Genomic DNA, 15,401 nt, shown 5'->3' with positions numbered 1-15,401 from the left:
CAAAACCACAAAGCTAGTCGTAGAAACACCGATTCATTACAAAACACAGCTTACTTTTTCAAAATGAACTTAATTTTCGGTGCCTTCTAAGTAGGATCTTACAAAATAAGTGCTTAAGAATGTTTCAACATTGTCAGAGAAAATACGATCTACAATCTCTTCAGATGTCAATCCTAATTTTAACTCTGTAATTTCATTTTCATCGAAAAAACGGTAATTTTCCTCTTCAATAGCTAAAATTTTAAAACGCTTCCAACAGGGATCAAAATTCATATCTATGGCCTTTTTTACTCGTGTTTTAAAATCTTTAAGCGTACTGGCTGTATTAAAATTATCGAATGGATCCACGATGCCATCATTGTCTGAGCCTAAACAAATGGTTTTCCAAGCCTGAACTTCTGAAATTTTATTTTCCTCAATCTGTGTTTGGTCATTTAAAGTTCGAATGTGATCTAAGTTAATCTTTACAATGTGAAACACATTGGTTAAAAACATTTGCGTATGCAGTTTACTTATAAACTCTTTTTGTGGCCAGCGTTTTTTATAGGATTTAAGTAGGTCTTTAAACTTTCCGCCAGGCATCCTACCATCATGCATACAAACGCCAATAATACCTTTGGAATCAAATACTTCACGAATGTCTTCATCAGTAATATTAATGTCCCATCGGCTTACATAGGAGTATTTATCTAGTTGATTGGTATCCAGACGTTCTGCTGCTTTTGCTCGTGTTGAAATCCCGTTTATGGCTGTATGACTAATAACGATGGGCACAGCATCGCCTTCATCTCTGAGCGCTTTCACAATAGCTGCATAATCATTTCGCGCTTGCAACGACATGTGCTTGGTGTCTATAAGAATACGCTGTCCGTTATGTCGGCTAAGTAAATGTGATTTGATGAGTTCCTTTCCAAATTCACTAATACCCAGGTCTAAGCCATTTTTCTGATTAAAAACATTGGAAAACCCAGGCACACTCTTGTTTTTTGCTTCACCAAAACTTTTAGCATGTCCCGTAAGTAAATTATTAAAGTGATGCGCAAACGTGATGAAAAACGGTGTGAATTCGAACTGCTCTTTATCTTTTAATGCTGAAATATTTCTAATGAAACTGGCCTTAAGCTTCTCTTTATTTTCTTCTGATAAGTCATCAATCATTTTGTCCCCTACCAAATCCTTTGAGTTATATTCTCCCAAAGCATGGGCCCCTTCAACAGTAAGGATTCCTGCTATAATATTCTGATTTCGAAGTGCTACATACTCTTCATAATTAGATACTAATTGAAATGTAGCAACATTATCTTCAGCATTCGGCGAACAGCTTAAATGACTTTGATTGATGTACTTATATTCTAAGGCAAAATCAGTTTTGAAGTAATCGACGTACTCTGAATCATAAACACTTTTTAAATAATCGACCACTTTTGTAGAAGAAAACCCCGTTAGAATTTGAATAATTCTACTATCAATATGTCTTTTTAATTCTATACCAAATACTTGGGCCAAAATAAAACGCTGTATTAAAGTAGATGTGGCAAAAGGTCTGTCAGGCCTTAAAAACTGCCTTTCAATGGGATAAATGGAAAGAAACAGAAGTCGGTTATCGCCTTCGTAACAACTGTCTAAATTTGATTGGGTATAAGTAGCTAAATCTTTAACAAAAAGATTCACCATCCAGCGTCGCGGACTAACACCTAGTATTCCCTTAAATAAATCTTTGGGATGAATGTTTTTTTTGTAGGTCCATATATCGCTTATATCTGGATTATTACTTGGTTTAAATGACGGGTGACAATGTAAATCGCCAATTGGTTTGTTCATCGGGTTGGGTTGGTTTTAAAGTTTAAAAATAAGATTTTCTGTGATATTCTTAAACCTTTAGGGCATGCACTAACCACAAGGGGTCGTTGTTAAATAGATTCCAATCGGACTCCAAAGCGTTGTAAAGTGGTTCAATTTCAGGGAAATCATTAAATAAATTTTTATTTTTAGATTTCAGTTCCAAAATATAATCCATGAGTTCGTAACAGATGGTAAATTGTCCACAAGCCAATAGCGTTTCCATACGGTTACTGGCAATATCGGTTTTATCCCACCATAAAGTTGTTGGTGTTTCTGAGGCCGTTAAACACACCTTTTTTAAAGCTTTACTTGGTGGTTTAATGTCTTTACTCAGACTAGTAGCTTGATTGTAAGCGGTTTTTTTACCACTTAATTTATACACCGTTGTGGTGATACGTTTATTTTTTAAAATGTCTTTTGAATAAAATAAATCGTAGTTTAAACGTCGCATTTGCTTTAAAAACACATCGTTTATCATGGTCATAGCCGAGCTAAATCGTTCTGAAAGCATTCTCTGAATTAAGCCAATATCCAATTTTTGAAACGTTAATACATCATCTAACAACGGTTCTGGAACATTTTTTTTGAAAATGGTTTTCAGTTTAGACAGCACAGCCGATTTTAACATGGAAGCCAATAATCCTAAAACGGTTAATAAACTACCAGCCCCTAGAAAAACACCGCCTAGAATATACAGACTGGTATAAGATTGCGAACCAAAAACCTGCATATTATTCAAAGTTAAAATCAAAACGCCAATGATGAGCATAATAACATACAAAGGCTTGATGGTGAAATACTTTAAAATTTTGTTTATCGCTTGTTGGAGCGTCGATGTTTTTTCAATTTTAGACGCATCGGGTTCCCATGGTTGCATTTTAAAGCTTCCCACATCATTCACAATAATTAAATCTAAACCGTTTTTCATGCGCTCGTTAATAAGCATCATGCTGCCAATCCCCTGGTTATCGGCAATACCACCATCCATAATGCCTACACCTTTAGCAAAAGCACCTATGGCTTTTAAATTTTTATAATCTGTATCGTTATGATCTTTAAAGTAATCATCGGGGAAAACCAAAGGTTCAAATCCCACTGGAAAACATGATGATGACGCTATAACATCGCCTAAAGCGATTTGGTAACGCAGCGCATTTATTTCCTTTTGATTGGTTTTATACAAGGGATTATTTCCAAAATATCCCCTGTTTTGAAAGCGATAAGTAAGTCCGAATGAGAAATCGGTAGCATTAAAACAAACCTGCTCCAGTTGTTTAATATGCTCCTTTTTAAAAAGGCTGAATTCCCCTTGAAATAAAGGCAATTCGGCATAGGTTAAAGCAAAAGCATTGATTAATGAACGTTTTTTAGAAGGATTGGACTTCCAAACGGCATCATCTTCCAGTTTTGAAATGGCTTTTTCTAGTAAAGTATCATTTTCGGGAGTAAACGTCTTATAAAAACTATTAAAAAACAACTTAAAATCGAAGTCAGGATCCTGTACAGCTTTAGCATAAGCCACTCCAGTTAAAGTACCACCACTAACTGTACTTAAGGCCTTGGTTCGTTTTAAAAGCGGTATGTTTTTATAATTCTGATGATTTAAATAAGATAAAATACCCAAGGCATAAAAAGTGGCTCGATAACCGCCTCCGCTAAAACAGAGTCCGATGTTTTCAAATGCTTTAAAATCTTCTGACATGGTGTCTTTTGGTTTTTAAAATGTGGGAACATCTATTTTAATAGGGTTATAAATATACAGGTTTGTAAGTGTTTTCAGAAGAAAAATCAGTTTAAGACTTTTACTTATCCGTTTTCAATTAGCCACTAAAACACCAATAAGCACACCAATTACGGTTCCTGCTCCAACAGCGCCCATGTTACTCCAGAATCGTTTTTTTCGATAGGATTTTAATTCTGATGAGGCTGCTTCTAACGACGTGTTGGATTCCAATAGGGCCTGTTCTGTGCGATTTACCGAAGATTCTAAATGGTTTACACTTTCCTGAAACTCGCAAATGCTTTGCTCATATAAATTTTGTTGAGCACGACAGTCTTTGGCAAGCTTATCATATAGATCCTGACTTTCTAAAATAAGTTGGTGGTAACGGTTTATGACGGTATCAAGCTCGGTTTCGTTTTCCATTTTTAAAAATTGACGTAATTCCTGAAAATATTTAAAACTCGGAGCATTAAACACATATAATTTACTATTGGTGTTGTTTTTTAATATCTCTTGAGGCTTTAAGAGAAAAGGTTTTTCAAGTTTTATTACATAAGTGGAATCTATGGTTATGGTTTCAGAAGGTGTTTGCTTTGGGCTCTGACCAAACAAGTTAATGTTTATAAAAATCAAAAGGCATAAAATGAGGAAGCTGCTTTTCATCAAAGAGTATTTAGTAGAATTACTGGTATTAATCGAACACGCTATCGTTGGCTATTAGCACAGATAGGTGTTCACGTTTTATTTTTAATAAAGAATCGATAGTTTGGCGTCTTTTAAATGTTGCTACTTTGACGCGTTCTTGAAGCAAATTTGTGATGTCTATTTTGTACTGAATGCGCTCTATTTCTGCTTGATAGTTGGTAAGTTGTAGGTTTAAATGCTCAATCTCCTTTTTAGCCTGTTTATTTGAATTCAAGGCTTCATTTAAACTTAGTTTAGTTTGCTGCAATTCAAATTCAACACGTTTTAGCGCGTCATCTTCCTCAAAAAAAGCTTTAACCAAATAGCCACCTGTAAGAAGTAAAATGATTAATAAAACCCAGGTATAAGTTCTAGTCATGCAGCAAGGGGTTAGTTAGTTAGGTTGTAAAATTTAGAATTCAAAAGAGCGAATATATCAAAAATTAACAGGAAACTAACTACATGATTAGTCAATTCATCAATTTAGAATGTCTTATCAAATTCATAAACAGATCACTACATTAAATCTATGCAGTTATTCAGTTTTAACTTAAAAACAACATATTCGTCTACACCGCTGTACCCGCAGTTTTGTAACTTACAGGTTTTGATAAATGATTTATCTCATCATTATAAACAACTCAATATCAATACATAAATATTTTAAAATGACAACATTAAAAAATAGAAAAGCCATAATTACAGGTGGCAGCCGAGGATTAGGAAAAGCCACAGCACTTGCTTTTGCACACGAAGGCATTGATGTCGCTATTACAGGTAGAAATGAAAAACTTCTAAAAGAAACCGTTGCAGAAATTGAAGCGCTAGGCGTTAAAGCCACCTATGCCGCCTTCGACGTTGGTAATTATGAAGACGTAAAAGTAGCCATTAAAGAACTTATTGAAAATTTAGGAGGCGTTGATATTTTAGTAAACAACGCTGGAATTGCGGCTTTTGGGACATTAAATGATATGCCTGTCGACCAATGGACTCAAATCATTCAAACTAATGTTATGGGTATGTATTATGTCACCAAAGAAGTTTTACCAAACTTAATCCATCAAAACGATGGCGAGATCATAAATGTGTCATCAACAGCTGGATTAAATGGAAACGCAAGTACTTCGGCATATTCTGCTTCAAAGTTTGCGGTTATCGGTATGTCGGAATCCTTAATGAAGGAAGTCCGTAAAAACAACATTCGAGTGTGTACTCTAACGCCAAGCACCATTGCATCAGACATGTCTGTCGACCTAGGTATTGCTACTAAAGACTCGGAAGATAGCGTTTTACAACCCGAAGATTTTGCTCAACTTATTGTTGCAGGTTTAAAATTACCGAAGCGCGCCATGCTTAAAAGTGCTGCTTTGTGGTCTACTAATCCGTAAAAATTAAAAAAGGCTGAATGTCAATGTGTTTTAAGCATTGCCCTTCAGCCTTAAATTTATTTAAAAACGTATTTTTCAAGTGTATATCATACGTTATTGAATCACAAATTTTACTGTTTTTTCAGCTTTATCTGAAAACATTTTTAAAATGTAAACCCCAGATTGTAGCGAACTTAAGTCCAATCTTTGGTTATTTTCAAAAGACTCAAAAACCTTTGCTCCTAAAATCGAATAGATTTCAACTTTCTTAAGGCTCACATCTGTACTAATATTAATATAGTCTTTTACAGGATTCGGATAAATACTGAATGTGGATAAAGCAAAATCTTGATCGCTTAATGCCATACACCCTGCTTCATCTTCAACAAAAGTACTTGTAGCATCCACAATAGTCCAGTTATTTGTACTAAAGGTCGCATCATCTACTAATATACAGGTTAGATTTGGATTCGTAGTCGATTCAAACCTAGTCATATTAGAATTATTGCCATTTCGTACATCTAAACTTGTTAGTTCATTCACTCTACAATCTAAACGCAATAGTGCAGTTTGTGCACTTACGTCTAAATCGGTTAATTTGTTAACAGCACAAGACAAATCTTCTAATAATACATTGGAACTTAGGTCCAAACTAGTAAGTTCATTAAGATGGCACCATAGTTGTACTAAAGCCGGATTGTTACTCAAATCTAAACTTGTAATCGGGTTTATGTACGTTATTAGTCGAGATAATTTTGGATTCGCAGAAACATCGATAGTAGTTAAATTGTTTTCGTAGCAGCCTAAATTCCAAAGCTCTGGATTTTGAGACACATCTATACTACTTAAATTGTTATCATTACAGTAATACTGTTCTAATACTGGATTATTGGTAACATCTACAGCCGCCGCCATATTATTTTCACCATAGTTCAAATTAACAAGCAACGGATTCTTGGAAACATCTAACGTTGTTAAATTATTTAACGCACAATTTAAGTTTTTAAGTTTAGGTGCATTTGTTACATCTAGAGTCGTAATCTGATTACTACTACAAGTCACACTTTCAAGCTGAGTATTGGCACTAATAGTTAAACTAGTGAGGTTATTAGTATGACAATTCAAATCTTCAAGTTTTAGATTGTTCGACAAATCTAAAGTTGCAATATTATTATCCTGACAATATAATTGCAATAAACTCGTAAAATCCTCAATACCAGTTAAATCACTAATATTTCTACTTCCAACACTTAATGACACATTGTTAGATATATTTGAAGTAAGCACTTTACCGTCAATGGGACCAGAATCACGCCCCATATCAATTAAAGCTTGTTCAAAATTAGGGTCTGGAATTAAAGTATAAGTAAACGCCCCACAACCTGCTTCATCTTCAACAAAATTACTAGCAGAATCAATAATGGTCCAATTGGTAGCGCTATAGCCAGCATCATCCACAAAAATACAAGTTAAACTTGGGTTATTAGTAGCTTCAAACTTAGTTATAATGGCATTGTTTCCGTTACGTAAATCTAATCTTGTTAATTGATTCCCTTTACAGTCTAAACGCAATAATGCGGTTTGTGCACTAAGGTCTAAATCGGTTAATTTGTTAACACCACAAGATAAATCTTCCAATAATACATTAGAACTTAAATCTAAACTAGTAAGTTCATTAACATGGCACCATAACAGCTCTAAAGCCGAATTATTACTCAAATCTAGACTTGTAATTGGGTTAATGTACGTTATTAGTCGTGATAATTTTGGATTTGCAGAAACATCGATGGCTGTTAAATTATTTTCGTAGCAGCCTAAATTCCAAAGTTCTGGATTTTGAGACACATCTATACTACTTAAATTATTTCCGTAACAGTAATACTGTTCCAATACTGGATTATTTTTAACATCCACTGCCGCTACCATTTTGTTTTCACCATAATTTAAATTAATAAGTAAAGGATTCTGAGAAACATCAAGTGTTGTTAAATTATTTGATGCACAACTTAAGTCTATTAGTTTAGGCGAATTGGTAACATCCAATGCTGAAATTTTATTAGCCCCACAATACAAAATCTCTAAAGCTGTTAATTGGCTTACATCTAAAGTGGAAATTTGATTGACATGGCAATATATGGTTTCTAATAATGTATTATTACTTAAATCTAGCGCCGTAAGTTCATTGCTATCACACCTTAAATAATTCAATTTAGTTAATAAACTTAAATCTAGACTAGTAATGGCATTATTGTGAGCCGTCAGGCTTTCGAGCGCAGTATTGCTACTAATATCCAAACTTTTGAGTTCATTATTATGGCAACTCAAGGATTTGAGATTTAGATTGTTCGATAAGTCTAAGCTGGTAATATCATTATTATGACAAAACAATTGCAGTAAACTGGTGAAATCTTCGATACCAGTTAAATCCGTGATATTTCTACCTCCAACATTTAAAGATACATTGTTAGATATATTAGCGGTAAGCACTTTACCATCAATAGGACCAGAATCACGCCCCATATCAATTAAAGCTTGTTCAAAATTAGAATCTGGAATTAGGGTGTAAGAAAACAAACTACAGCCAGCCTCATTTTCAACAAAACTACTAGAAGAATCTATATTGGTCCAATTCGAGGTACTGTAGCTAACATTATCTACAAAAACACAGGTTAGGTTTGAATTACTGGATGCTTCAAATTTGGTCATATTAGAATTATTACCATTCCGAATATCCATGATAGTTAAATCATTTGCTTTACAGTCTAAACGCAATAATGCACTTTGTGCACTTAAATCTAAATTAATTAATTGATTGCCTACACAAGATAAATCTTCCAACAACACATTGGAACTTAGGTCCAAACTAGTAAGTTCATTAAAATTACACCACAGAACCTCTAAAGCCGTATTATTACTTAAATCGAGCGTTTTAATCGGATTAATATAAGATATAAAGCGTGACAATTTGGGATTAGCCGAAACATCAATACTTGATAAATTATTTTCGTAGCAGCCTAAATTCCATAGTTCTGGATTTTGAGACACATCAATACTACTTAAATTGTTTCCATTACAATAATATTGCTCCAATACTGGATTATTTTTTACATCAACAGCACTTGTCATACTGTTTTCACCATAATTCAAATTAACAAGCAAAGGGTTCTTTGAAACATCAAGTGCGGTTAAATCATTTAATACACAACTTAAGTCTGTGAGTTTAGATGAATTGGTAACATTTAAGGCAGAGATTTTATTTGCCCCACAATACAATACTTCTAAAGCTGTTAATTTACTTGCATCTAAAACCGAAATTTCATTGTTATTGCAGTATAAAATTTCTAATAAAGTGTTTTTACTAACATCTAGTGTCGTAAGTTTATTGTTATCACACCTTAAATAACTCAATTTAGTCAATAAACTTAAATCTAGGCTGGTAATGGCATTATTGTAAGCGGTGATACTTTCTATAGCAGTATTGGTACTAATATTCAAATTGTCAATTTTATTGCTATGACAATTCACAGTTCGGAGGGTTAGATTTTTCGATAAATCTAATTTTGTAAGACTGTTGTCCTGACAAAATAATTGGAGTAAATTAACACAATCTTCAATACCAGTTAAATCAGTGATATTTTTACTGCTTACATTTAAATTATAAATAAATTCGAGATTGGCAGTTGGGACCGTTCCGTTTACTTGTCCGGTATCGGCTCCAATGTCAATTAATACCTTTTCAAAATTAGGGTCAGGTATCGCTGTTGTTTGCGCAGTTGAGAGAAAAAAGGAGAGCGAAATAAATAGCAAAGTACATAGTTTTTTTTTCATGTTGAAAGTATTTAAGTTGGATTAATTTTTTCATTCACAACTCAACCAATAACACTAAAAAGCTGACAGTGAACATCATAAAATTACCCACTTATACGCTCAGTTCATACCAGATATGTAACAAAGTATGCAACAAATGTTTCTACCGACTATTTATTAAAAAGATATAATCAACTCACTTTTATTAAAAAAATACTACTTAATGTTTTATCGCTTTCGCGGAAGAAGCCGCCCATTCCGGAAACACAGTCGGGTCTATTTCAAAAATTATAGTTCCCCAAAAAAGCGTCATGAGCACGATGATGATGGTTGCCACAATATCGATAATGAGTCCCGTTTTTATCATCTGAACCATTTTTAATTTTCCCGTACCAAAAACAATGGCATTTGGTGGTGTGGCAATGGGCAGCATAAAGGCCATAGACGCCGCTAAAGTCACCGGAATCATGATTAATAACGGGTTAACTTGAATTTCTGATGCCAATCCAGACACTATAGGAAGCATCATTTCTGTAGTTGCTGTATTGGAAGTAAACTCAGTTAACGACGACATCATGGTGGTTAAAGTACCCACTAGCATTAGTGGCGACATATCTTTAGTACCTGCCAATAATCCTCCAACATAACTAGACAAACCTGAATCTATAAAACCTTTAGCAAGAGCAAAACCGCCACCAAATAAAAACACAATGTGCCAAGGGAGTTTTCCCATAATTTTCCAATCGACTAAGGCTGTGTTTTTTTTAGACGCTGGTACAATAAATAAAAGCATGGCCACGAAAATAGCTACCGTGCCATCATTTAAATATTTAGGATTTTTGAAAAAACCACTCCACCCAGGAATACTTATAATTCCAAAATTTAAATCCGATCGAAACACCCATAATAATGCTAAACTTATAAATAGGATAAAAACACGCTTTTCTTCCAGACTTACAGCTCCTAATTCACGGTATTTATCTCTAAAAAATGATTTATCAAGTTTTTCAATGTGTCCTTTCGGACGGTATGTTAAATAAATTAAACCTAGGGACACAGCAAAAATCATGACGCTTATCGGAAAAGCAAAAACAACCCATTGACCAAAGGATATTTCAGGTGAATTCGGATAAATAATTTCAAAAATTCGTAGAAACGATAAATTTGGAGGTGTTCCTACCAAAGTTGCAATACCCCCTATAGAACAAGCATGAGCAATGGCTAATAATAAACCAGCCGCGAATGAACTTATTTTTCCTTCGCCGTAAACTTCTTCCAAAGCAGCAGTCACCGAAAATGCTATGGGAAGCATCATCATGGCCGTTGCTGTATTGGACATCCACATCGATAAAAATGATGACGCTAACATAAACCCTAACAGAATTCTAAACGGGCTCCCGCCTACTAGCGCTAATATTTTTAAGGCGATGCGTTTGTGTAAATTCCACTTTTCCATAGCCAAAGCCATGACGAAACCACCTATAAAAAGAAAAATAACATAATTGATATACGCTCCAGAAATGGACTTACCATCCAGAACACCTAAAACAGGAAACAAAATTACAGGTAATAACGAGGTTACGCCTATCGGTAAAGCTTCGGTAACCCACCAAAAAGCCATTAAAAAGGCAATAGCCGCTGTATAAGTGACTTCAGGCATGCCAGGTTGCAGGTCTACAAAGAAAATGATGCTAAAAAATATTAATAATCCTGCGATTATTAATTTCATATTAATCGTGGTATTTGCCTCAATAGTCGACATAATTATGTGGTGGTTTAGTTGGTTTATGCAAAATTCTGCCTGAAAACAGGCTTTATCGCGCATTTAAAAATACATTAAAAACCTTTTACAGTCACATCATTTAAATTTAGTTGAAAAAATATTTTCTAAAAATGAGCTTTAATATATCTTCGCGGCCATGTGGATGTATTTAGGGCTTTTGGCCGCATTATTTTTAGGATTACACAATTTATGTAAAAAGCATGCTGTACGCGGAAACGAAGTGTTTCCGGTGCTTTTAGGTACCGTAGGCTCCGGCTTCACCTTTCTACTACCCTTTTATATAGCTTCGGTTTATTTTCCTGAATATGCTAAATCCAACGCCATTTATATTCATTCGATGGCCTGGGAATTACACGGATTTATTTTTATTAAATCAGCTATAATGGCAACATCTTGGATTTTAGCATATCAGGCTTTAAAGCATTTACCCATCACCATTGTGACGCCTATTCGATCGGCAGGCCCATTTTTCACTTTTATTGGGGCGATACTAATTTATCAAGAACGCCCTAACACCTTACAGTGGTTAGGTTTTTTTCTAATCATTTTTTCAGTGATGTTATATTCTAAAATAGGAAAAAAAGAAGGCATTAACTTTAAAAAAGACAAATGGATACTAGCCATCATTGCCGCCACGTTTTTAGGTGCATCTAGTGGTTTATACGACAAGTTTTTAATTCAATATTTAAACATTGCGCCACTAACCCTAATTTTTTGGTTTTGTTTTTATGTGATTTTAATTCTGCTTGTTATTTTAAGCATCACTTGGTTCCCTTATGCCGAAAAACGTAAAGCCTTTAAGTTTAGATGGTCTATTCCTGCAGTAGGTATCTTATTGCAAGCCGCAGATTACTTTTATTTTAAAGCGCTGCAAGATCCAGAAGCGTTAATTATGTTGCTTTCAGCCATTAAAAGGAGTCAGATTCTAATCGCCGTATTAGTTGGCGGAGTCATCTTCAAAGAACAAAATAAGCGTAAAAAATTAGTGCCGCTTGCTGGAATTATGCTTGGGGTGTTTTTTATACTGTACTCCTAGTTAATAATTGATTATTGGTTATTTATTAGTGACAAATAAATTGACTAATTCCAATATTATAGCACATTCTCACACAATAAAAACCTATTAATTTCTTGAGTTAAGGACTAAAATTTTTGTATTTAAAATTATTGTAAATTTGATGTTAATCAGATATTTAGCATTAAATAACAACAAAAAATGAAAACGATTTTTACCCTCTTCTCCATTTTATTAAGTTTTTATGGTTATTCACAAACTTTTCCTAATAAAGAATGGACAGTAAATCCAAACACATCGGATATAGGTTGGGATCCAATTAAAATGAAACATTTTAATGATTTTATTGTAGACAGTACCAAAGTTACAGGCTTAATGATAATCCAAAAAGGAGAGATCGTATATCAATACGGCAACCTTGAACAGTTAAGTCGGGTGGCTTCCTGTAGAAAAAGTATTCTTTCAATGCTTTTTGGTAAATATGTAGAAGATGGTACCATTAAATTAAATGAAACTATTGGAGACCTAAAAATTGATGATATAGGAGGAATTCTACCTATTGAAAAAAAAGCCACGGTTCAAGATTTACTTTCAGCAAGATCAGCAGTTTTCAAGAACACAAATATAACCGTACCAAATGCTAATTTACCTCAAAGAGGAAGTCACGAACCTGGGTCGTATTGGTTATACAACAATTGGGATTTTGACACCTACGGGACTATTTTTGAACTAAAAACAAAAAAAAATATTTATGATGAAGTTGAATCTCAATTAGCAATCCCTTTAAATTTTCAAGACTGGAATCGAGGTGCTCAACACAAGGTAGCAAACCCATCATCTAATTCTCCCATGTATCATATGTGGCTATCTACTAGAGATTTTGCCCGAATTGGTTACCTTATGTTAAACCGAGGGAACTGGAATGGTAAACAATTAATCTCAAAATATTGGGTTGATGAAATGTTAAAAGAAAGAACCAACTATAAGGAAGTAAATGATCATGTTGACTATTTCAAGGGGGCCCAATTAGATATAGGTTATGGATATTCTTGGTGGTTGGTACAAAATACAGAAGATTATCGATTCAAAAATGCTTTTTTTGCTGCTGGATCTTGGGGAAATGGCATTGTTGTGTACCCAAATATCGATACTGTTTTAGCGTTTGTTACCTGTGAATTATACGAAAGAATTAATAGTTCAGATATACGCCAGAAAATAAGATATAAAGCAGCTGATATATTTAATCCTGAATGGGACAAACAATACGTTACTACAAACAATAATGCTGCTATTACATTAACCGAAATTCAAAAGAAGGAATATTTAGGTCGATATCAATTAGCAAAGAGGCCACCAGTAACCATCAAAAATACAGTCCAAGGCATTTTTGTTGAATTACCTAATGGCAGAAACCAAGAACTTATTCCGATAAAAGGGGATAAATTTATACTAAAAGGTCAATATATAGCAGGAAATATTCCAAAAACCATACAATTTGTAAGGGATGAAAAAGGAAATGTTAATGAGTTAGTTTTACTTGTAGATGCTAACAAAGAATTAAAATTTAAAAAAATATTATAGTTCTTAAAACCTAATTTACAATTCAGTAGATTAATAACTCCGAGCAAGGTTTGTCAGAAAAATATACGTTATAAAATGGCCATTATTCATTCCATTTTCTCGCTTCCATCTGAAAATCATAATAGATTTTAAGTTTAGCGTGTACTTGTAAAGTTAAGTTCTAAATCACATAATTACTCCTATATAATAATTGATTATTGCTTATTTATTATTTCCTAATATATTGCACTTAAGCAATTGCATATAGCTTATAGCTTCTTGCTTATAACCCAAACTTTTGTTAAAAAAAGAATGAACGTTCATTTTTTATTACCTTTGTATTCAAATTAAGTAAGATGGCGAAACTTCAAAAAAGTATAGACAAGCGTAATGCCTTAATAAAAGCAACCATAGACTTGGTTAATAATGATGGATTTCACGCAGCTCCGATGAGTAAAATAGCCAAAATGGCTAATGTCTCCCCTGCTACCATTTATTTGTATTTTGAAAACAAACAGGATTTGGTTAACAAAACGTATATCGAAGTCAAAGCGGAATACACCAAGTATGCCTTTGCTAACTATAATGAAGACACTTGTGTTCAAAAAAGTTTTGAAATCATTTGGAAACGCATTGCTGATTTTAAACTTAAAGAGTGCGAAAACGCCATGTTTTTAGCACAATGTGATAATACGCCAATTATTGATGAATCTTGCCGACAAGAAGGCATAAAACATCTACAACCGCTTTTAGATTTATGGGCACGTGGTAAAAAGGAAGGTGTTATAAAACCTATTTCCGATTATCTGTTATACGCATATACTATAAATCCGCTATCCTTTTTAATGATTAACCAAAAACGAGGTTCGTTCACTTTGGATGAAACCCTTCTAGAAGAAGCGTATCAAGCGGCTTGGAGCAGTATAAAAGTTTGTAAATAACATGAAAAAAACAGCCATAATTTTAGGAGCCACAGGTTTAACAGGTTCTATTTTACTTGAGAAATTGATTGCAGATTCTAGATATGAACATATCAAATTATTTTCGCGATCAAAAATCGAAAATCTACCAAACAAGGTCTCACAGTTTATAGGTAATCTATTAGAGTTAGATCAGTTTAAAAGTGATTTTACGGCTAACGAAGTGTATTGCTGTATTGGAACAACCTCTAAAAAAACGCCAGATAAAACGCTATACAAGAAAATAGATTATGGTATTCCTGTGGCTGCAGCAAAGTTAGCTCAGGATAATAATATCCAAACATTTTCTGTGGTTTCTGCATTAGGCGCTAACCCAAATAGTAACGTGTTTTACAATAAAACCAAAGGTGAGATGGAGCGTGATGTTCAAAAACAAAACATTAAGAACACCTTTATTTTTAGACCTTCATTAATTGGCGGTGATCGTGATGAGCAACGCACACTTGAAAATATAGGCTTGGCCATCTTTAAAGTGATTCAGCCTTTATTTATAGGTAAACTGAAGCAATATAAAATTACCGAACCCGAAGATATCGCTCAAACTATGATAGACCTATCGAATACTACAAATTACAACGAAGTGATTATCACTTCAAACGATATAAAAAGCATTGCAAAAAATCATAAATAAGAATTGAAT

11 protein-coding genes are annotated in these 15,401 nt (G+C 33.9%); 5 read left to right on the top strand and 6 right to left on the bottom strand.

Going from position 1 to position 15,401, the window contains the following annotated elements:
* Nucleotides 1-69 precede the first annotated feature (69 nt).
* The 4 genes from JJL45_RS11050 to JJL45_RS11035 form a co-directional block, all read right to left on the bottom strand.
* The gene (locus tag JJL45_RS11050; RefSeq protein WP_068604684.1) at nt 70-1,821 is read right to left on the bottom strand and encodes a hypothetical protein; all 1,752 of its coding nucleotides are present in this window, start codon (nt 1,819-1,821) and stop codon (nt 70-72) included.
* Nucleotides 1,822-1,870: 49 nt separating this feature from the next.
* Nucleotides 1,871-3,544: a patatin-like phospholipase family protein gene (locus JJL45_RS11045; protein WP_068604682.1), complete on the bottom strand. Its 1,674-nt coding sequence runs from the start codon at nt 3,542-3,544 to the stop codon at nt 1,871-1,873.
* 114 nt (nt 3,545-3,658) lie between these two features.
* The gene (locus tag JJL45_RS11040; RefSeq protein WP_202664132.1) at nt 3,659-4,228 is read right to left on the bottom strand and encodes a hypothetical protein; all 570 of its coding nucleotides are present in this window, start codon (nt 4,226-4,228) and stop codon (nt 3,659-3,661) included.
* Between the two features lie 28 nt (nt 4,229-4,256).
* The gene (locus JJL45_RS11035) at nt 4,257-4,628 is read right to left on the bottom strand and encodes a hypothetical protein (RefSeq protein ID WP_068604678.1); all 372 of its coding nucleotides are present in this window, start codon (nt 4,626-4,628) and stop codon (nt 4,257-4,259) included.
* Nucleotides 4,629-4,917: 289 nt separating this feature from the next.
* Between JJL45_RS11035 and JJL45_RS11030 the strand changes: the two genes are divergently transcribed.
* Nucleotides 4,918-5,637 carry a 3-ketoacyl-ACP reductase gene (locus tag JJL45_RS11030; protein ID WP_068604676.1) on the top strand — a complete coding sequence of 240 codons (720 nt, stop codon included), beginning with the start codon at nt 4,918-4,920 and terminating at the stop codon, nt 5,635-5,637.
* A gap of 93 nt (nt 5,638-5,730) precedes the next feature.
* On the opposite strand, the gene JJL45_RS11025 is transcribed toward JJL45_RS11030, so the two are convergent.
* Both JJL45_RS11025 and JJL45_RS11020 read right to left on the bottom strand, forming a co-directional pair.
* Nucleotides 5,731-9,444, bottom strand: a complete 3,714-nt coding sequence (locus tag JJL45_RS11025; protein WP_068604674.1) for a T9SS type A sorting domain-containing protein — start codon at nt 9,442-9,444, stop codon at nt 5,731-5,733.
* A 199-nt stretch (nt 9,445-9,643) separates the two neighbouring features.
* Nucleotides 9,644-11,152 (bottom strand): SLC13 family permease, encoded by a 1,509-nt coding sequence (locus JJL45_RS11020; protein WP_242521384.1) that lies wholly within the window; start codon nt 11,150-11,152, stop codon nt 9,644-9,646.
* 190 nt (nt 11,153-11,342) lie between these two features.
* Between JJL45_RS11020 and JJL45_RS11015 the strand changes: the two genes are divergently transcribed.
* From JJL45_RS11015 to JJL45_RS11000, 4 genes are all read left to right on the top strand, one after another.
* Complete coding sequence (locus tag JJL45_RS11015; RefSeq protein ID WP_068604669.1) at nt 11,343-12,242, top strand: EamA family transporter; 900 nt, start codon at nt 11,343-11,345, stop codon at nt 12,240-12,242.
* 180 nt (nt 12,243-12,422) lie between these two features.
* Entirely contained in the window at nt 12,423-13,802 is a 1,380-nt protein-coding gene (locus tag JJL45_RS11010) for a serine hydrolase domain-containing protein (RefSeq protein WP_068604667.1), read from the top strand.
* Nucleotides 13,803-14,137: 335 nt separating this feature from the next.
* Complete coding sequence (locus tag JJL45_RS11005; RefSeq protein WP_068604665.1) at nt 14,138-14,722, top strand: TetR/AcrR family transcriptional regulator; 585 nt, start codon at nt 14,138-14,140, stop codon at nt 14,720-14,722.
* A 1-nt stretch (nt 14,723) separates the two neighbouring features.
* The gene (locus tag JJL45_RS11000; protein WP_068604664.1) at nt 14,724-15,392 is read left to right on the top strand and encodes an NAD(P)H-binding protein; all 669 of its coding nucleotides are present in this window, start codon (nt 14,724-14,726) and stop codon (nt 15,390-15,392) included.
* Nucleotides 15,393-15,401 lie beyond the last annotated feature (9 nt).

This window comes from Tamlana sp. s12, from assembly GCF_016767215.1.
Taxonomy (GTDB): Bacteria; Bacteroidota; Bacteroidia; order Flavobacteriales; family Flavobacteriaceae; genus Pseudotamlana; species Pseudotamlana agarivorans.
The sequence above is the reverse complement of the archived record's forward strand: the minus strand, read 5'-3'. Positions and strand labels throughout refer to the sequence as shown.

What these genes read in the sequence shown, in the direction of transcription:
- JJL45_RS11005 (WP_068604665.1), top strand. Translation starts at nt 14,138, where the DNA reads ATGGCGAAACTTCAAAAAAGTATAGACAAGCGTAATGCCTTAATAAAA.
- JJL45_RS11000 (WP_068604664.1), top strand. Translation starts at nt 14,724, where the DNA reads ATGAAAAAAACAGCCATAATTTTAGGAGCCACAGGTTTAACAGGTTCT.
- JJL45_RS11025 (WP_068604674.1), bottom strand. Translation starts at nt 9,444, where the DNA reads ATGAAAAAAAAACTATGTACTTTGCTATTTATTTCGCTCTCCTTTTTT.
- JJL45_RS11015 (WP_068604669.1), top strand. Translation starts at nt 11,343, where the DNA reads ATGTGGATGTATTTAGGGCTTTTGGCCGCATTATTTTTAGGATTACAC.
- JJL45_RS11020 (WP_242521384.1), bottom strand. Translation starts at nt 11,152, where the DNA reads ATGAAATTAATAATCGCAGGATTATTAATATTTTTTAGCATCATTTTC.
- JJL45_RS11030 (WP_068604676.1), top strand. Translation starts at nt 4,918, where the DNA reads ATGACAACATTAAAAAATAGAAAAGCCATAATTACAGGTGGCAGCCGA.
- JJL45_RS11040 (WP_202664132.1), bottom strand. Translation starts at nt 4,228, where the DNA reads ATGAAAAGCAGCTTCCTCATTTTATGCCTTTTGATTTTTATAAACATT.
- JJL45_RS11045 (WP_068604682.1), bottom strand. Translation starts at nt 3,544, where the DNA reads ATGTCAGAAGATTTTAAAGCATTTGAAAACATCGGACTCTGTTTTAGC.
- JJL45_RS11010 (WP_068604667.1), top strand. Translation starts at nt 12,423, where the DNA reads ATGAAAACGATTTTTACCCTCTTCTCCATTTTATTAAGTTTTTATGGT.
- JJL45_RS11050 (WP_068604684.1), bottom strand. Translation starts at nt 1,821, where the DNA reads ATGAACAAACCAATTGGCGATTTACATTGTCACCCGTCATTTAAACCA.
- JJL45_RS11035 (WP_068604678.1), bottom strand. Translation starts at nt 4,628, where the DNA reads ATGACTAGAACTTATACCTGGGTTTTATTAATCATTTTACTTCTTACA.